Origin of the sequence: Bradyrhizobium iriomotense, assembly GCF_018129405.1 — a bacterium.
Lineage (GTDB): Bacteria > Pseudomonadota > Alphaproteobacteria > Rhizobiales > Xanthobacteraceae > Bradyrhizobium > Bradyrhizobium iriomotense_B.
The window spans coordinates 172,908-191,363 of the sequence record NZ_JAFCLP010000005.1; the positions used below are offsets into that span (position 1 = coordinate 172,908).

The window sequence follows — 18,456 nt, forward strand, 5'->3', positions numbered from 1 at the left end:
GTGCTCTAGTATCGGGTGGGGTATCCCCAGCGATGGGAGCTTTCACAAGATGCGCGCAGTCCTGGATTATTGCACCGGCGGAACGGAACGGCAGGTTGCAGCCGGCACGCTCGTCGTGACCGAGGGTGGCACCAGCGGCCATCTCTACGTGCTGATGCAAGGCAAGCTCGAGGTGCTCAAGGGCGAGATGGTGGTCGCCACCGTCACAGAGCCCGGCGCGATTCTCGGCGAGATGTCCGTGCTCCTGGGCCTGCCGCACACCGCAACCGTGCGGGCCTGCTCCGATGCCGTCATCTACGAGTTCGAGGACGCCGCCTCGTTCCTCAAGCAGGAGCCGGGCATCGCGTTGCTGATCGCAAAGATGCTGGCGCAGCGGCTCAACGTCGCCAACACCTATCTTGCCGATCTCAAGCGGCAATATGCCGGGCATGGCACGCATCTGGCCATGGTCGGCGAGGTGCTGCAGAGCATGATCAACCTGCCGCCGCTTGAGGTCGAGCCAGGCTCGGATCGGCAATCTGATCCAAGAATGTGAGCCAGTCGGGCGGCGCCTCGATGGGAGCTGCGGGCCGCTTCAGCGGCGCGGCAAGGTCGATCCACTGCGCTTGGCCCGCCGCCAGCCAGAACGCCTTGTCCGCACCGAAATCCAGCACGATGTAGGTCGGGGGACGGCCGGGCTGCAGGCCGGTGTTGAACACCCAGGTCTGGCCCAGCCGGTCGAACCACGATCCATTGGTGATGAAGGGCGATTGATGCACATGGCCCGAGATCACCATCGACGGCTGGTACTGCATGATCCACTGCACCAGCTCGACATCGCCGAAGAAGCGCTTGCCGCCCCAGCTCGTCGGTGAATCCGCCGGCGGCGCATGATGCGCCCAGATCCACCGCTGCGGCCGGCTGGCGGCGGCATCGCGCAACTGGTCGATGAGGCGCTGCTTGACCAGCGGCCCGTCCCACCACGGGCACACCGTGAACAGGATGTCGCCGATGGTGAGGCTGTCGCCGTCGCAGGCAACGCCGAGCTCGCGCACCTCCGAGATCCAGCGCGAGATCTTTTCGCCCTCCGCATTGCGCTCGTCGAGGTCGTGATTGCCGGAGCAGAGGATCACGCGGGTCTTTGCGGCAAACAGCGCGAGGTATTTCTTCACCACCACGATCTGCGCGCGGAAATCCACCATCGAGCCGATGTCGAGCGCGTCGCCGGCGAAGATCAAGAGGTCAAATTGCGGCGCCGCGCTGACCAGCCAGTCGAGCTGCGGCAGCGAGTAGTGCAGGTCGGCCACGACCAGGCAGCGCATGGAAAATCCGTCGGCGAGAGATCAAAAATGTCAGGGGATTCCAAAACGTCACAAAGCAAGAAGCAGACCAGCCCGGCCGCCCCTTCGCGTCAATCCAACCGGCGACAGCATGCTGCGGCGCGCCGCCGAGCGCAAGGGGGCGGCAACGCGAGGGCTGGACCGGATCGCCGAATTCTGGTGTCGTGGCCTACCCTCAACACCCGTGTCCACATGACCTCCTTCAAGACCATTCGTGCGCGCGCCGAGAAGCGCAAGGGCGGGCCCAAGGCGCTGGACAAGCTGATGCCCGACAAGCCCGACCTGAAGCGTCTGGCCAGGCTCGGCGACGACCGCATCCTCGCCGAGATGACCAAGCGGGTGTTTTGCGCCGGCTTCGCCTGGAGTGTGATCGATTCGAAATGGGACGGCTTTGAAGACGCCTTCCTGCATTTCCAGCCGGCCAAGCTGAGCTTCCAGCCCGAGGATTATTGGGAAGGCCTGCTGCGCGATGCGCGCATCGTGCGCAACGGCGCCAAGATCATGTCGGTGCGCGACAACGCCGCCTTCGTGCAGGAGATCGCGAAGGAGCACGGCAGCTTCGGCAAGTTTCTGGCGAAATGGCCGGCATCCAACGAGGTCGGCCTGCTCGATCTGCTCACCAAGCGCGGCAGCCGGCTGGGCGGCAACACCGGCCAGATGCTGCTGCGTTTCGTCGGCTGGGACGGTTTCGTCACCTCCAAGGACGTCGTCGTGTGCCTGCGCGATGCCGGCCTCGACATCGCCGAAGAGGTGAAATCGAAGGGCGACCTCGCCAAGGTTCAGGCGCAGTTCAACGCCTGGGCCGAGGAGACCGGACTGCCCTACACATATCTGTCGCGCATCTGCGCACTGTCGGTCGGCGAAAACCGCAGCGAGCATTAGGTCACGAGAACCTCGGAGAAATCACAAAATGGCCAAAGCCTATTGGGTTGCCACCTACCGCGCGATCAAGAATCCCGATGCGATGGCGGCCTATGCCAAGCTGTCGCGGCCGGCGATCGAGGCGGCCGGGGGCCGTGTGCTCGCGCGCGGCGTGCCGGCTGCGGCCTTCGAGCTCGGCCAGATGGAGCGCGTCGTTCTCATCGAGTTCGACAGCGTCGAGCGCGCCAAGGCGGCCTATGCCAGCCCGGCCTACCAGGCCGCACACGATCTGCTCGGCGATGGCGCCGATCGCGACATCCGGATCGTCGAAGCCGCCGAATAGCGCCGTTCACGCCGGATCGTGTGCATCCTGTGGCGATCTCGTGCCGCCAGCGCGGCAGATGAACCGCATGATCACGAAATGCATTTTGAAGGAACATTTGTGCGCAGCACCTGTTCGGGAGTCTGAGCCAGGCGCGCAGGCGCAGGGAACGCCCGCTCTGGCCCAAGCCCATGAAACCGGACACGACAGCAACGGAGCAGCGCATGAAGCTAACAACCGAACAGGTGAAGCAGACCGTTCATCAACTCGGCGCCCAGGTGCTGCCCGACGAGCATCCCGCCATGCCTCAGCTCAACAGCATGTTCGGCGAGCACACCTTCTTCGTCGACGAGATGGGCCTCAAGGTGCTCGAACCCACCCCGTCACTCGGAGCAGATCGCCAGAGCGGCGAAGTGGTCAGCCTCGCCGACTGGAGCGATTCGGACCTGACGCGCCTGATGGCGCACGAGCCGGAGCCGACCGGCGTGATCGTGGTGTTCGAGCAGATGAAGCATTGAAGGCATGCCCGGATTGACCGGTCATGGCCGGTGATCCCGAGGACAGCGGTCCGCGCCGGGCGTGCATTCGCCGACGCCAGGTCCAGCCGTGCCGTCGCGCTCCGGCCTGTCGAGGTCGGAGCGCGAGGTCCGGTCATCGCGCTTTAGTTCGTGCCGCCTGTCCGATAGGCGGCGGGGTCGCCGCTGTCGATCAGATTCTCGATCGCACGTTTGAGCGGCACGCTCATCGGAACGTTGAGATTGATGCCCTTCGGCAGCGTCGGCGCCTGGAACCATTTGGCATAGATCTTTTCGATCTCGCCGCTGCGATAGACGGCGGCGATTGCGTCATCGACCACCTTCTTGAGCGCCGGATCGTCGCGGCGCATCATGATGCCGTACGGCTCGATCGACAACGCCTCGTCGGACACGGTGTAGTCGCCGGGATTCGCCGAATCCGCCACCCGGCTGTAGAGCAGGATGTCGTCCATCAGGAAGGCATCGGCGCGGTATGACTCCAGCATCCGGAATGCCTCGCCATTGTCCTTGGCGGCGAGGATGGTGAGATTGAGGTTTTGCCGTCCGTTGAGCTCGCTGATCTGCTTGATGTTGGTGGATCCGATGGTGGATACGACGACCTTGCCCTTGAGGTCATCCAGCGTCCGGAGCTTGGCGGCCGCCCTGGCGGCGAAGCGGTTCGCGGCGACGAAATAGGTCGTCGAGAACGACACCACTTTCTGCCGCTCGAGATTGTTGGTGGTCGTTCCGCATTCGAGATCGATCGCTCCGCTGAGGACCGACGGAATGCGGCCCGATGGCGTGACCGGCACCAGCTTGACGTCGAGCTTTGGCAGGCCGAGCCGCGCCTTCACCGCATCGACGGCGAGGTAGCAGAGGTCCATGGCGTAACCGACGACCTTTTCATTCTCGTCGTAGTACGAGAACGGGATCGACGATTCGCGGTGGCCGAGCGTGATGGTGCCGGTGCGCCGTATCTTGTCCAGCACGCCGCTGAGCTCCTCGGCCGTCGCCGCCTGGGCCGCGATGCTCAGCGCCGCCGCGGCCAGGATCATCCTGATGGTCATGTTGCAGCCCTTCGTTGGAGATCGACAAATCGTATCTGGAGCGGATCGATCATGCCGTCCGCTCAAGCCGTGGATGCAAGGCCGGCCCAGGCCTCGGGCCGATCGAAGCGGTCCGGCCGTCCGACGATCCGTGCGTATTGCCGGATCGCGGCCGGCCTTCCGATCAGGAAACCCTGTGCATAGTCGCAGCCTGCGTGGGAGAGCACGTCGAGCTGAGCCTGCGTCTCCACGCCCTCCGCGGTGACCGGAAGCTCGAGCCCGCGCGCCAGCCCGATGACGCCGCGCAGGATCGCCTTCGATTGTGCGTGATCGAGGTTCGAAATGAAGCTGCGGTCGATCTTGATCATGTCGAAGGGGAAGGCCTGGAGATAGGACATCGACGAATAGCCGGTGCCGAAATCGTCGAGCGCGATGCGCACGCCGAGCGCCTTGAGCCTGCGCAGGATCGAGACCGCGCCGGAGAAGTCGTCGATCAGCACGCCCTCCGTGATCTCGAGCTCGAGCCGGTGCGGACGCAATCCGCTGGTGATCAGGGTCTCGTGGACGAGGCGCACGATGTCGTCGTTGCGGCACTGCACCGGCGACAGGTTGACGGAAATCTTCAATTCGTTCGGCCAGGATGCGGCCTCGCGGCAGGCTTCACGCAGGATCCATTCGCCCATCGCGACGATCAGCCCGTTCTCCTCGGCGAGCGGGATGAAGGTGCCGGGCGGGACGAGGCCGCGACGGGGGTGATGCCAGCGGACCAATGCTTCGAAGCCGACGATCTCGCCGCAGATCCGCACCAGGGGCTGGTAATCGAGCCGCAGCTCGCCATTGGCCACGGCGGACTGAAGATCGTGCTGCAACTCGCTGCGGTCGCGTAGCTGCGCCCCCATCTCCGGCTCGAAGAAACGGATCGCGTTGCGCCCTTCCGCCTTGGCGCGGTAGAGCGCGATGTCGGCATTGGCCAATAGCGTGGTCGGGTCGTTTCCGTCGGCCGGCGCGCACGCGATGCCGACGCTCAATCCGATGCGTACCTGCCGGCCGGCAAGCTCGATATCGCCGACCAGAGCCGTCCGCAGTCGCTCCGCCAGCTGACCGGCCGCCGCGGCCTGCGCTTCGCCGAGCAGCACCACGATGAATTCATCGCCGCCGACCCGCGCCAGGAAGGTGTCCCCTGCGACCTCTTGCAGGCGCCGCGCCACGTCGCGCAGCAGGGCGTCACCGACGAGATGGCCATGCAGGTCGTTGATCTCCTTGAAGCGGTCGAGATCGAGGCACAGGATCGCAAATACCTCGCCGGCTCGGATCGCCTCGTCCACCGTCGTCGCGAGATATTCGGAGAACGAGGCGCGGTTGTGCAGACCCGTCAGCGCATCGTGATGTGCGATATGCGCGATCCGCTTCTCCGCGCGCTTCTGCTCGGTGATGTCCTCGACCGTCATCACGAAGCCGCCGCCCGGCACCGGCCGGAACACGACCACGACGGCACGTCCGTCCGACAGCTCCGCGACGATGCTCGCCGGCTTGTTGGCCGTCACGATGGTCATCAGCCCGCGGATATGGTTCTCGGCGCCGCTTTGGGAATGGAGACCTTGCGAGATCTGATGGTCGAAGATCTGCCGCAGCGTGGTCCCGGGCCGCGTCAGCTCGCCGGGAAGATGAAACATCTCCGCGTAGCGGTCGTTGCACACGATCAGGCGATGATGCGCATCGTACATGCACACGCCCTGCGACTGATTGTTGAGCGTGGCGTCGAGCTGGATGCTCTGCTTGCGGAAATACTGGACGACGACGGCTCCGGTGCCGCCGATGGCGACGACCAGCACGATCGTGAGCCCGATCAGGAACAGGGCCTCGGTCCACCAGCCGGCCAGCGCGGCGGACACCGTGGTGCTGCTGGTCAGGAGCACCGGAAGGCCGGCAAGGTGCGCGGCCGCGATCAGGCGCTCGGAGCCGTCGGCCCCGTCGCGCCACCGGATCACGCCGCCGCCGGGTCGCGTGATCTCGTTCAGCCGGCCCTCGGACAAGGACTTGCCGAGCAGGGATTTGCCGATCGCGCTATCGGCATGCGGATGACTCGCCAGCATCGTGCCGTCCTGGCGAAGCAGTGCGATGGATTCATCGGGGCCGCGGACCAGCGTCCGGTACAGCTCCTCGAAATATTGAGACTTGATGGTGCCGACCACCAGGCCCAGGAATTCCCCGTCGGACCCCATGAATTTCCGGGCCAGCGGGATCGTCCAGGCGCCGCTGCGCGGATCCTTCTCCAGCCGGCCCAGCTTCGTGTTCAGGGCGGGATCGGCCTTGAGCGCCTGGAAATAATCCCGATCCGCGACATTGAGGGGTGGGGTCGGCCACGCTATCGACGAGTTGATCACCTTGCCGTCGGCGCCGACCAGCATCACGGCCTCGATGTGCGGGAAGCCGCCGATCTTGTCCTCCAGCATGAGCTGGATGTCGCGGCTTGCCATGGCACGCGCGTAGACTTCGTCGGACACGACCGCGAGCGTCTGCATGTGCTCGATCAGGCTCGCCTCGATCAAATTGGCGGCGTCGAAATCGCGCGCCGCCTGATTGGCCAGCACGGTGGCCGTTGCGAGCAGCTGTTGCTTGCTCTCCTCAATGGCGTGATAGCGCAGGTTGGACAGGATGAGCGCGATGGTGCAAACGACGAGCGCGATCAGGAATCCGCCGCACAGCATCAGGATGGCAACCGGACGCGTCGAGCCGATCCGGCGCATGGGAGGTGGCTGTCCCTCCTGCGCGAACCCCGCCAACAAACCCTTCTGTGCGCGAGCGGCCAGCAACGTTGCTCCCTGCGACGGTCGGTCTTCGGGGAACACGCTAGGCTTCGGGTATTTGGAATGAGGTTAAAGCCGACGCCTCGCCGGTCCCGCAAACTCGAATACGGTTACGTGCGTGTTACGTCGCTGAAGATGATGCGAGGGAATGCGGCCACGGTCGCAGCTTTCCCGGTATTTCTACCGGGCCCTGCGCAATTATTGTGCACCCATCCTCGCCAATCGTCGTTGGTGACGAGCTTGAACAGCCCGTCACCGTCATGCTTCGACCGGAATCTCGATGGCGATCCGAGTGCCCGGACCGGTCTTGCTCTCGAGCCGCAGGCGCCCGTTGAGCGATGACGCCACCAGATTGAACGCGATGTGCAGGCCGAGGCCGGCGTTGCCCCGCTCGCGCCCCGTCGTGACGAACGGATCGAAGATGTGCGCCTGCAATTCGTCGGGGATGCCGACGCCGTCATCGGTGCAGACGAGGCGGACCGATTTCGGTTCGGGCTGGCTGACCGTGATCGCAAACCTGCCGCCTCTCTTGTCGGGATAGGCGTGCCCGGCCGTATTGAGCGCGAGGTTGCTGATCACCTGCGCGAGTGCGCCGGGGTAGCTGTTGAGCCTGATTCCCGCCGGGCACTGGACATCGACTGCCAGGGAATGGTGCGACAGCAGCGGCCCGAGCCGGGACATCAACTCCGACAGCCAATCCCGGAGCTCGAACGCGCGCCGATCCTCGTCGGCCTGGTTGACGGCGACCTGCCTGAAGCTGTGCACCATTTCGGATGCGCGGTGCAGACTGTCGAAGGTCAGCTTGAGCCCTTGCCTGAGCCGGTCAATTCCCTTCGTGAGATCGGAGCGCCGCACCGACGTTCCACCCAGCGCGTCCGCCATTGCCTGCAGATCGGTCTGCATGGTCGTCGAGGTCGTCAGCGCCAGGCCGAGCGGAGTGCTGACCTCGTGCGCGACGCCTGCCACCAATTGGCCGAGCGAGGCGAGCTTTTCGGCCTGCACGAGGTGCTCCTGGGTCGCGCGCAGATCGCGCAGCGATTTCTCCGAACGCTCTTTTTCCCGTTGCAGCGCCTCGGACGTCCGGAATTGCTTTCGTGCCCGGTACTCGCGTGCCGCCACGGCGTAGAGCGATAGCGCATAAGCGTTGCCGACCAGGGAGTGATTGATGAACCGCAGGCCCATCGGCAGCGTCGGCGCGAACGTCTCGGCGACGATCAGCGCCACCCAGGACAGCAGGCAGAAGATCGCCAGTGACCCGATCCGCAATGGCAGCATGGTCGAGACGAACAGGATGATCATCATCATGCCGGGTGCGGCAAAGGTGAAGCCCGACGGCAGGACCAGGTAGATGCTGGGCAGGATGCAGCCGGGAATGACGCAATAGACGAGGAAGATCGTCTCTGCCCAGGGCTTCATCCATCGCCGCGACAGCAGCGCGGTCAGCGGCAGCAGAATGAACACGGCCGTGCCGCCACGGATGGCAAGCGTGGTCGGGACCACCTCGGGGTAGAGCACCCAATCCCACAGCGTGTAGCCGGCATAGGTGGCAGCGCCGAGCAGCATCGCGATCTGCGTCCACCCGAGGCTGCCGCGGACGTATTGGTCGACAAACCGCCGCTCCTCGATCCGGTCTTCGAAGCGCAGTCCCAGGCGTATCAATAAGGCAAGCATTCCAACATCAATGGCAAAAAGACGTAAGGAATGTCTCTACGACAGGTCCGCGGCCGCGTCGCGGCTAAAGATGTCACGTTTACCGAGGGCTGGCCCGGCTCAGATGCCCAGAGTGAGCTGCGGCTCCGCATCGTCCCCGACCTGGAGGGACGACAGCGAAACTCCCAGCAGCCTGACGCGCTTGGGCAGCGGCATCTCGGCTTCAAGCAGACCGCAGGCCAGCCGATCCAGTTCGTCCCGGCCTGCAACCGCCGCAGCGACCGACCTGCTGCGCGTGATGATCTCGAAGTCGGCAAACTTGATCTTCAGGGTGACGGTGCGGCCGCGGCTGCCGGTCGTCTCGCAATGGCGCCAGACCTTGTCGACGAGAGGCTTGAGCTCGGCGACCAGCGCGTCGAATGCATCGAGGTCGACCGAGAACGTGGTCTCCGCGCCGATGGACTTGCGGATCCGGTTGGCCCGGACCGGCCGCTCGTCGACGCCGCGCGAGATCCAGTAATAATAGGCGCCCGACTTGCCGAAATTCGCGTTCATGAACTCCAGCGACTGATTGCGGATGTCGAGGCCGGTGAACAGGCCGAGCGCATTCATCTTCGCAGCTGTGGCCGGGCCGATGCCATGGAACTTGCCGACGGGCAGCGTCTCGACGAAGGCCGGTCCCATCTCCGGCGAGATCACGAACTGGCCGTTGGGCTTGCGATGATCGGAGGCAAGCTTGGCCAGAAACTTGTTGTAGGAGATGCCGGCCGAGGCGTTGAGACCCGTCTCGGCCTTGATCTTCCCGCGGATCATCAAGGCGATGTCCCGCGCCAGCGGGATGCCTTGCAGGTTTTCGGTCACGTCGAGATAGGCCTCGTCGAGCGATAACGGCTCGATGACAGGCGTGTGCTCGGCAAAGATCTCGCGGATCTGCCTGGAGATCGCCTTGTAGGCCTCGAAGCGCGGCTTGACGAAGATCAGATCGGGGCATAGCCGCTTCGCCGTCACCGACGGCATCGCCGAGCGGACGCCGAACTTGCGCGCCTCATAGCTTGCGGCCGCGACGACGCCGCGTTCCGCCGAGCCTCCGACCGCGACCGGCTTGCCGCGCAGCTCCGGATTGTCGCGCTGTTCCACGGACGCATAGAAGGCATCCATGTCGATATGGATGATCTTGCGCACGGGCGAGGCGTCGCCCGTCACCGTGTCGGAATCGCTCATGCAAGGATGATACAATCGCGCAAAGCGAAGCGCGAGGTGATGGATGCTTCAGGTGTCGCTGTTCGTCGTTGCCGGGATCGCGTTCGCCGTGCTCAATGCGGCCATCTGACGTTTGAATCGAGGCGTTCAGCCTCGACGGGTTCAAAGATCAATCTCAGCCTTGTCAGTGGCAGGCCCAGGGTTATTGTGCGCCCATCCTCGCCAATTCGTCCTTCGCCCGCGTGCTCCAGCGTGCGGCGCGCCTGAGATACTCGATCGCCCGGGCCTTGCTCGCCTCAAAGCCTCCGAGCCCCTCTGCCATGTAGCGCGCGAGTGCGAGGACTGCATCGCTATTGCCCTGGTCGGCTGCAAGTCCGTAGAGGCGCGCCGCCTCACGCGCATCCCGGGGCAGTCCAGCCTTGCCCTCCTCGTAGAACCTCGCGAGGTCGTACTGCGCGGATGCAACGCCCTCGTTGCTTGCCTGCTGGTAGAGCCGGGCGGCCTGCTTTTCGTCTTTCGGCAGGCCGAAATTGCCCCGCTCATAGAGCATCGCTATCGACTCCCACGCCTCGGGATCGTCGCCGGCCGCGGCTTGTTGAAAAAGGCGCGAGGATTCGTCCGGATTCTTCGCTAGGCCGTGACTGCCCCGGAAATACAGTCTTGCGAGATCGCGAGCCGCGGGGGCGCTGCCGTGCGCCGCCGCCTTGTGCAGCAGGCGAGCAAGTTCTGCTTGCGCGACTGGGCTCCCACCCAGATTCAACGGCAGGCTGAGCGCATAGAGCGCGTCGGCATCGCCGGCGTCGGCGGCCTCCTTGATGATGCGAATTTGCGCCTCGTTGGCGTCAGGATTGAAGGTCGTGTCTCCAAACAGGTTCTGGCGTTGCGCGTTGGCCTCCTTGGCGTCCGAGGCGATCGCCTTTGCCAGAAGACGCATGGCCTGTCCCGGATCCCGCTGGAAGCCGCCCCAGCCGTACCAATAGAAAGCCGCCAGCGCGACTTGCGCCGCGGAATAGCCCTGGTCCGCCGCGGCCTTGAAATTCCGTCCGGCCTGCGTCTTGTGATCGGGCCACTTGTCGACGAGACTGCTCGCGTCATGCGCCCGGCCGAGATTGAAAAGGAGGCGCGGATTGTTCGGATCGGCAGCCAGTACCTTTTCGCAAGCCGCGATGGCCTCTGCCGGTTCGATCCCGTACAGGCCAATTCCCGCGCCGGCCCGGTTTGGGTCGGTGGGCGAGCCGGCCAGACGGTCGCATTCGGTCGGTTCACCGGCAGATGCAGCCCCAGCCAACAACAATCCAAGCAATCCGGCAACGATCGTTCGACATGACTGCATGGAGTCCTCTTTCCTGTCCGGTTCTGCAAACTGTAGCTGGATTTCGCAACTGGCGCATGCGCTGCGAGGCTCACCGTGTGCCTTGGCCTGACTTCATATCCCTACGGATTTTCCGCGAATTCTAACCGATCGGGTTCCCGCGCGCTCGCCGCCTCGCAAAGCCCTTCGCCCGGTTGCTGCAAAGGGATATGCTAAACTCCGAGTTGACGGCCCCGTCTTCGGAATTGACGCAGACGAAGGAGGGCCGATCCACCAATATTTCCTCGGTCTCGTGCGAGTTGCTGGTGTCTCCTCGTCCAGATGCGCATCTGGCACGGCTCGCTGTCCGGGGAAGGTAGGTCAGCATGCCCGAGGCATTGCAGTTGATCGCTGATACGAATTGGATTCAGCTCGCGCTCGCGGTCATCGTCTTCGATATTCCCCGCTATACGTTCTCACTGCTGTCGCTCTCTCTGCTCGGTCTGACCGGAGCGCTGTCCCAGCGGCAAACGCCGATCAGTGCATCGGTCAGCGTGATCCTGCCCGCTTTCAACGGTGGTCCCGGCCTGCTTCGTTCGATCGAATCGCTGCGTCGGCAGACCCTGGCGCCGCTCGAGATCATCGTCGTCGATGACGGCTCGACCGATGACACGCGCGCAATTGCCGAGCGGGCTCGCGCGGCGGGCCTGGTGGATATGGTCATCTGCCACGGTACGCGCTGCGGCCGAAGTGCCGCGATCAACGCCGCCGCCCGATTCGCCAGCGGCGAGCTGCTCCTGACGGTGGATGCCGACACGCTGTTCGAGCCTTCGGCCGTCGCCGGGCTCGCATCCGCATTCACGGATCCGCATGTCGCGGGCGCGAGCTGCAACATCGCGATCAGCAACGAAGCCGGTTCGATCTGGACGCGGCTTCAAAGCATCGAATATCTGATGTCGATCAGCGCCGGCCGGACAATCCTCGACACCATCGATGCGATCGCCTGCCTATCCGGCGCCTGCTCCATGTACCGTCGCGATGTCTTCATGCGACATGGCGGGCTCGACGTCGGTCCGGGAGAGGATTTGGAGTTCAGCCTGCGGCTGCGCCGGCTGGGCTATCTCGTTCGCTTCGTGCCCGAAGCGTGGGTCGCAACGGCAGGACCCATCGACGGCCTCGGCCTGCTGCGCCAGCGCGCGCGGTGGGATCGCGACGCCTTGCGAATCCGCCTCATCATGTATGGCGAATTGCGGTTCTTCCATCGCTTCGAGCGGCTGCCCGACACGCTGCAGAGGCTGGACTACATCCTGTTCGACCTGATCCCCACGCTCAGTTTTCCGTTCTATCTCGTCTATCTCGTGGCGTTGCTCGGCTCCGACGCATTCTGGCTTCTCGCCGCGATCTACGTCCTGCTGACGTGGATTTCGTTCTTCAACCTCGGCCTCGCCTTCGCCCTGTTCAAGCGCACGCCGCGTATCCTCGATCTCGGGGCTGCGCTGGTCTTCCCGATCTATCAGAGCGTCCATCTGAAATGCGCCCGGCTGGTCTCCTACTCCTCCGAGATCATCTTCGCCGCTTCCGGGAATGATGACTTCGTGCCGCCGCGCGTACGTCGCGCACTGTTTTCCGGGCCGGAAGGAGCACGCCGATGAACGTCGCCATCAACAGGCTCGACCCGAATGTTCCGGATCCCGTGGAAAGCCGTCGGAGCGCTGCGGGACGGCTCGTGCGCCTTACCTATGCGACGGGCGTTTTCGGCGTGCTCGCCTTTCTCGTCGTCTATTTCGGCGCGCCACTGGTCTATCTGAGCGGACCGGGGACCGTGTCGTCCCCGCCGCACGTCGTTTCACTTCCCTATCTGGTGCAGGTCGCAGAGGTCATGGTGACGCCGGGCACCACGGTCAAGGCCGGGGACCGGATCGCGCAAATCCGCTCGCCCGAGCGGGACAACATCGTGGCGACTTATATGCGCGCATTGGCCGACATCGCGAGCAGGCGATCGGAGCTGCGCATCAGGGCACGCGTTGCGCAGGAAACGCTCGAAGCGGCGAAAGCGTACAGGACGTTGACGGAAGATGCCGTCGACCAGATCGAAGCGTCGAGCGCTGCGAGCCTCGCGTTTCGCCTCGAGCTGCTGCGTGAGCGCGGCCTCGCGCGCAAGTCCGTCATTTCGCAGGAGGCCGAGATTGCGGAGTCCATCACCCAGCTGGCGGACCTGAACGATTTCGGCCAGCAGCTGCGCGACCATCTCGACGACGTCGAGCGGAACTTCGCCGGCGGTCAGGTGCTGGCGCCCGTCGCCGGGATCGTTTCGACCAATCTCGCCAATGTCGGGCAATCGCTCGTGGCGGGCACGGCGATCGCCGAAATCCTCGATCCCACCGATATCTTCGTCGATTGGTACATTCCGAATGCGCGCCTGGTCGAGCCCAGGATCGGCAATCAGGTCCTCGTGGTGTTCGGCAACCGCCGCATCGCGGGAACGATCGCGGAGATCCTCCCGGTCTCGGTCGTGTACGCCGCAGGCCGGCAACCGCTGACGCGCGACCGCACGGCTGCCCAGATCGCGCGCATCCGCTTCGTGGCGGACGCCGTTCCGCCCCCGCTGAATTCAACGGTTTACGTTCACATGTACTACACGAGCCTGACCTCCCGATTTGCCGCAGCTTTGGTCCGCCTGCTGGGCCTGCAATAGGCTGGGGATGTCCTGTCGAAAGGAAACGAAGGTGCAGATCAGCGCGGATGAAACGATGTGTCCGGTCTGCGGAAATCGTCTCGCGTTCGACCGGATCCTGCATCACATGATCTGCGCCTATGTCGGGCCGTCCAGCGATTTCGTCGAGACAGGCGATGGCTATGTCTGTCCAAAATGCCGGCGCAGCATCACGTCAGGCGATCCGGCTTGCGAAGAGGTCGGCACGAGTGCGCGGTGCAGCGCCTGCGGCAAGGAGACGATCGTATCACCGGTCGCGGGCTCGATCTGAAACCCTTGCGGCGGGAAGGCGGCATCGTCGAGCGAACGCCGAATGCTTCAGGTGTCGCTGTTCGTCGTTGCCGGGATCGCGGTCGCCGGCGTGCTCAATGCGGCCATCTGACGTTTGAATTGAGGCGTTCAGTCTCGACGGGTTCAAAGATCAATCTCAGCCTTGTGAGTGGCAAGCCCAGGGATGTGGTCCCATATGAGCTCGCGGAGGACAGCCCATGCAAGACAGCTCCGAGCTCATTCAGACGATGCGCCAGGCACTCGAGACCGTGATGGCGAGCGTGCCGGCCCATCAGTCGGTCTTCGGCCTGAAAGCGGCCGTTGCCGAATGCATCCTCAAGGCTGCCGCGCATGGTCAGACGTCATATGACGGGCTGGTGGCGTCCGCCTCCGACCAGATCCAGACGATTGTCGCGATGCTGACGTAGATGCCGCTGTGACTACGGCGGCAAGACTGGCGCACCCGACACGATTCGAACGTGTGACCTTTGCCTTCGGAGGGCAACGCTCTATCCAGCTGAGCTACGGGTGCTAGTCGGGTTCATTTAGCCGATTGGCGAGGGGTGGGCAACCGCTTCCCGGGAAAGCCTCCTTCGGCAAAGGTCACACGTTCGAATCGTGTCGGGTGCGCCAGCCCTATTTCGATAGTGCCGCGGCTGTGGCGACAACCAATAATTGCTTTTTTGACTTGGAGCTATTTAAAAGGGAATATGCTGGTCGGACAGCGATTATGCCGTGGCTTCACGTCATCGGATCCGGACCACTGAGTTTGTTTTCGGCCGCGGAGTTGGCGGTTCAATACTTTGAACCGGAACTAGTGCAAAGGACCGTTTATAAACGTCAAATCATTCTTTGCGAAGTGTCCGGCCCCGCGGTTTCCCTAGTCCGGAATGAAATTACCTGGCTCAGAACGCTTGACCGCGCTTCTGCCGGTTAGCTTCGCGATCTGCTCCGCGCCGCGCCCCGCTCTCTCATTGGGACGATCGCAAGCGGAGGTGCTTCGGTCTTGCAAATCAGTGCCGCGCGATTCATGGTCGGCCGCCAACAACAGTGGGGCTTGGTCGAATGCGAGCAACGGCAGAGCGTGTGCCGGAAAACAAGGTCGTCGATTTTATTGACGGAAAGACACTACGGAACCGGACCCCAGAGGAGTATGTAAGACAAAATATCGCTCGGAGCCTTGTCCACGAGTATCGCTACCCTCGTGCTGAGATTGGCGTGGGCGTCACCATCCAGATGGGATCCGGGAAGAAGCAGGTAGATATCGCTATCTATGCTGAAGGTAAGCCTCACTTTCAAGAGCACATCATTGGCATTATCGAGTGCAAGCGAGAAGGCACCCCCGCCGAAGACAACAAGAACGGGGTAGCCCAACTCAAATCATATATGGCTGCGTGCCCCAATTGCCGATTTGGGCTTTGGACGAACGGTAGCGCACAACGCCTATGCTTTGCCCGAACCGACGTTAAGGGGGCTGTTGCTTTTGATCCTGTCGTCGATATTCCCACGAAAGGCGAGAAGAAGCTTGATGCTGGCGCGCCCGATCGGAGACTTCTTCGGCCCGCGACTGCAGACAATCTTCTTTTCGCATTTAGGCGTTGCCACAACTACATTGCTGGCAACACAGGATTGCAGAAGCCCGAAGCATTCTGGGAACTTCTAAAGGTAATCTTCTGCAAAGCAGAGGACGAACGTAGCGGCAAAGCGCTCGAGTTCTACGTAACTTCGGCCGAGCAAAAAACGACCCCCGGTCAACTCAAGTGCAAGGCTCGAATAGACGGGCTCTTCGGCCACGTCAAAAAGGACTTTCCAACTATCTTTCCAGAAAAGGAGGATATCTCTCTTCCGAAGGAAGTCCTCGCCTACACCGTTGCACAGCTTCAGCCCTACTCGCTGCTTGAATCAGCCGTCGACGTTAAGGGAATCGCTTACGAGGAGATTGTTGGCGCGAACCTAAGAGGCGACCGAGGCGAGTTTTTTACTCCGAGAAACGCTTGCCGTATGGCAGTAGCTATGCTCGACCCGAAGCCTGGCCTTAGAATTCTCGATCCATGCTGCGGAACGGGCGGTTTCTTGATCACCGCCATGAACTCAATACTCGAAAAGTTCTCAGATCAGCGGACGTCGCTCCACCGCGACCCTAAAAATCCACGCCCCGTTGAACTCCAGGAAGATTTCCGAGCTCGGAACAAGTTGCTTGCCGAGACGATTTCGGGACTGGATATCAATCCGGCCTTGGTCCGCGCGGCAAAAATGAACATGGTCATGAACAACGACGGATCGGGTGGGCTAGCACAAGCGAACTCTCTTGCCGATCCAGCAACTTGGAGCAAAGAGGCGCGTCAGACGGCGCCTCTTGGAAGTTTCGACCTAGTCGTGACCAATCCCCCCTTCGGGACGAATATCAAAATTGATGCTCCTGAAGTGCTTCGACAGTATGATCTAGCCGCCGCCTGGGACTATTCGGAAGAAACCAACACTTGGACTCAAAGAACGAACGCAAATGGCGACGTAGTTCTCCAAACCAGCCAACCCCCCGAAATACTTTTTATCGAGAGATGTATTCAGTTCCTGAAGCCGGGAACGGGCGTAATGGCGATGGTGATACCAAATGGAATTCTGAACAACGTTTCGCTAGCGTATGTCCGGCAGTGGATCCTCGATCACACACAAGTCATCGCAGTGGTCGACATGCAAAGAGACCTTTTCCAGCCACGAAACGACACCCAAACCAGCATGGTCATTCTGAGGCGCCTTTCCGAGGAGGAAATTGGCCGCATGCCCGACTATCCCATTTTCTTTGCGGTCACAAAGAAGGTAGGTCACGACAAAAGGGGAAATACAGTCTGGTTGCGAGATGACACTGGCAACGACATCCTTGCCGAGCGAAAAAGCCGCGTGAAGGTGTTCGTGGATGGAGAGCTAGTTGAGCGCGAGATCGTCGAGAAGGTCCCTGTGGTCGACGACGACCTACCCAATATTCCGGCCGTATTCAAAAGCTGGGCAAAGAAACATCACATTGGATTGTGACGTATGAGCGAACTTGGGCGCGCAATCGAGTTCCGGTCAGTTTCCGTGCGGTCGGTTGGCGGAAAGTCCTTCCGTCTGGACGCTTCATTTTACCGCGGCGACTTCGCTAACGCTTCGAAGCGTCTCATCAGCACAGGCCTAGCAACACGGAAGATCGCCGATATTGCCAGGGCGTTCGTGCCAGGTCGAACCAGGCTAGTCACAACCAAAAGCGCTGCGGCTGGTGCCCCTTATTTGCGCGCACACGATGCCTTTGACATTCGCCCCCGGACTAGCCGCTTCGTATCGAAGGGCAGAACGAAAAATTATGATGAGCTCCTTCTTGAAGAGGGGATGATTCTCACGCCCTCCTCTGGGCGCAACCTGGGGCCAATGGCCTATGTGGGCCGCTATCTTTCTGGCTTCGCAATGACGGACATCATGCGAATAGTGCCGGAGTCGCGGAGCACAGGCTTCTATCTCCTCGCCTATCTTCTGACACCGACCGCGCAAACTTTGATCAGGCGCGGCCGCTCGGGGACCACCGTTGATCATCTTTCGCCGAACGAAGTGTTGGACCTTCACATACCTTGGCTTGAAGATGACGTCCGCGAGTCACTGGCCAGCGATATGATGCAGGCAGAGCAAATGATCAACGAGGGAAGGTCTGGCCTCGACGAGGCCGCCACGTTGCTCCACGAAAAAGCAGGCATGGAATATCAGCCACCCAACGGCAAATACTTGTCCAGAGACTGCGGAGATGCATTCTCTCTATCTTCTAGATATGTCGGGACACGGTTGGACGCAGCAAGCTTCGACCCAAGCGTGAGAAAAGCCGCGGAGTTCATCAAAAACAGCGGCGGCGCGACTTTGGGCGATGTAGCAGAACTGAAGACACTGGATCGCTATATTAGATACTACGTCGAAGCGCCAAACGGCCGCCCAGTGCTCTCAGGCCGTCAAATGCTTCAAGCTCGTCCAGTGAATCTGAAGCATATTAGCGACCGGTCGTTCAAGGATCCAACCAAGTTTGTGTTGAAAGCGGGATCCACGATTTTTACATGCGACGGGCGCAGCGAGGAAGCTCTCGGCGAACCAGCTTACGTCATGCCCATTTGGGACGGCTGGATGGCGAGCGAGCATGTCATGCGAGTTGAGCCAAAAGCTATTGGCCCGGGTTATCTCTACTTGTGCCTTTCTTCGCCGTGGGTTCAACGGCAATTAAAGGCACGCGCGACTGGAAGCGTTATTGACGCTCTAGAACCTGAAGAAATCGAGCAAGTCGTCTTACCAATGCTCGCCGAAAACGAGCGCAAGAAATTGGATGAAGAGGCGGTGCGATGCTGGACATTGATTTCGGATGGAGTTTCTCTCTCTAAAGAGACTGCTAGTCGTTTTGAGCATCTTCTTCACCCGACCAATTGATGTCGTCCATTGATGACACGAGTTTGCG

General features: G+C 62.0%; 16 protein-coding genes and 1 tRNA gene. 10 read left to right on the plus strand and 7 right to left on the minus strand.

The window, feature by feature from the left end; all coding sequences use genetic code 11:
• Window positions 1-49: 49 nt before the first annotated feature.
• A complete protein-coding gene (locus JQ592_RS14360) occupies window positions 50-535 on the plus strand; it encodes a Crp/Fnr family transcriptional regulator (RefSeq protein ID WP_211403487.1) in 486 nt (161 codons plus the stop codon).
• Here the strand turns inward: JQ592_RS14360 and JQ592_RS14365 are convergent.
• Window positions 474-1,301, minus strand: a complete 828-nt coding sequence (locus JQ592_RS14365) for a metallophosphoesterase family protein (RefSeq protein WP_211403488.1) — start codon at window positions 1,299-1,301, stop codon at window positions 474-476. The two genes, JQ592_RS14360 and JQ592_RS14365, sit on opposite strands and share 62 nt — an antisense overlap.
• A gap of 210 nt (window positions 1,302-1,511) precedes the next feature.
• On the opposite strand from JQ592_RS14365, the gene JQ592_RS14370 reads away from it, so the two are divergent.
• From JQ592_RS14370 to JQ592_RS14380, 3 genes are all read left to right on the plus strand, one after another.
• Window positions 1,512-2,201, plus strand: coding sequence for a DNA-3-methyladenine glycosylase I (locus JQ592_RS14370; protein WP_211403625.1), 690 nt, complete (start codon window positions 1,512-1,514; stop codon window positions 2,199-2,201).
• A 28-nt stretch (window positions 2,202-2,229) separates the two neighbouring features.
• Window positions 2,230-2,523, plus strand: coding sequence for a DUF1330 domain-containing protein (locus JQ592_RS14375; RefSeq protein WP_211403489.1), 294 nt, complete (start codon window positions 2,230-2,232; stop codon window positions 2,521-2,523).
• A gap of 203 nt (window positions 2,524-2,726) precedes the next feature.
• Window positions 2,727-3,020: a hypothetical protein gene (locus JQ592_RS14380; protein WP_080133712.1), complete on the plus strand. Its 294-nt coding sequence runs from the start codon at window positions 2,727-2,729 to the stop codon at window positions 3,018-3,020.
• Window positions 3,021-3,163: 143 nt separating this feature from the next.
• Here JQ592_RS14380 and JQ592_RS14385 read toward each other — a convergent pair whose 3' ends face one another.
• The 5 genes from JQ592_RS14385 to JQ592_RS14405 form a co-directional block, all read right to left on the minus strand.
• The gene (locus tag JQ592_RS14385; RefSeq protein ID WP_211403490.1) at window positions 3,164-4,084 is read right to left on the minus strand and encodes an amino acid ABC transporter substrate-binding protein; all 921 of its coding nucleotides are present in this window, start codon (window positions 4,082-4,084) and stop codon (window positions 3,164-3,166) included.
• A 62-nt stretch (window positions 4,085-4,146) separates the two neighbouring features.
• Window positions 4,147-6,810, minus strand: coding sequence for a bifunctional diguanylate cyclase/phosphodiesterase (locus JQ592_RS14390; RefSeq protein ID WP_211403491.1), 2,664 nt, complete (start codon window positions 6,808-6,810; stop codon window positions 4,147-4,149).
• Between the two features lie 318 nt (window positions 6,811-7,128).
• Window positions 7,129-8,541 (minus strand): sensor histidine kinase, encoded by a 1,413-nt coding sequence (locus JQ592_RS14395; RefSeq protein WP_211403492.1) that lies wholly within the window; start codon window positions 8,539-8,541, stop codon window positions 7,129-7,131.
• A gap of 99 nt (window positions 8,542-8,640) precedes the next feature.
• Window positions 8,641-9,741: a DNA polymerase IV gene (gene dinB, locus JQ592_RS14400; protein WP_211403493.1), complete on the minus strand. Its 1,101-nt coding sequence runs from the start codon at window positions 9,739-9,741 to the stop codon at window positions 8,641-8,643.
• A 181-nt stretch (window positions 9,742-9,922) separates the two neighbouring features.
• Window positions 9,923-11,053: an SEL1-like repeat protein gene (locus tag JQ592_RS14405; RefSeq protein WP_211403494.1), complete on the minus strand. Its 1,131-nt coding sequence runs from the start codon at window positions 11,051-11,053 to the stop codon at window positions 9,923-9,925.
• Window positions 11,054-11,397: 344 nt separating this feature from the next.
• On the opposite strand from JQ592_RS14405, the gene JQ592_RS14410 reads away from it, so the two are divergent.
• From JQ592_RS14410 to JQ592_RS14425, 4 genes are all read left to right on the plus strand, one after another.
• The gene (locus JQ592_RS14410; RefSeq protein ID WP_211403495.1) at window positions 11,398-12,663 is read left to right on the plus strand and encodes a glycosyltransferase family 2 protein; all 1,266 of its coding nucleotides are present in this window, start codon (window positions 11,398-11,400) and stop codon (window positions 12,661-12,663) included.
• On the plus strand, window positions 12,660-13,706 hold the full coding sequence (locus JQ592_RS14415; protein WP_211403496.1) for an HlyD family secretion protein: 1,047 nt from the start codon (window positions 12,660-12,662) through the stop codon (window positions 13,704-13,706). Before JQ592_RS14410 ends, JQ592_RS14415 begins: the two co-directional genes overlap by 4 nt.
• Window positions 13,707-13,737: 31 nt before the next feature.
• On the plus strand, window positions 13,738-13,995 hold the full coding sequence (locus JQ592_RS14420) for a hypothetical protein (protein WP_211403497.1): 258 nt from the start codon (window positions 13,738-13,740) through the stop codon (window positions 13,993-13,995).
• 217 nt (window positions 13,996-14,212) lie between these two features.
• Window positions 14,213-14,422: a hypothetical protein gene (locus JQ592_RS14425; protein WP_211403498.1), complete on the plus strand. Its 210-nt coding sequence runs from the start codon at window positions 14,213-14,215 to the stop codon at window positions 14,420-14,422.
• A 27-nt stretch (window positions 14,423-14,449) separates the two neighbouring features.
• Here the strand turns inward: JQ592_RS14425 and JQ592_RS14430 are convergent.
• Window positions 14,450-14,526 (minus strand) — tRNA-Arg (locus JQ592_RS14430).
• Between the two features lie 533 nt (window positions 14,527-15,059).
• On the opposite strand from JQ592_RS14430, the gene JQ592_RS14435 reads away from it, so the two are divergent.
• Both JQ592_RS14435 and JQ592_RS14440 read left to right on the plus strand, forming a co-directional pair.
• A complete protein-coding gene (locus JQ592_RS14435; protein ID WP_211403499.1) occupies window positions 15,060-17,024 on the plus strand; it encodes a restriction endonuclease subunit M in 1,965 nt (654 codons plus the stop codon).
• 3 nt (window positions 17,025-17,027) lie between these two features.
• Window positions 17,028-18,428, plus strand: coding sequence for a hypothetical protein (locus JQ592_RS14440; RefSeq protein WP_211403500.1), 1,401 nt, complete (start codon window positions 17,028-17,030; stop codon window positions 18,426-18,428).
• The last annotated feature ends 28 nt before the right edge of the window (window positions 18,429-18,456 follow it).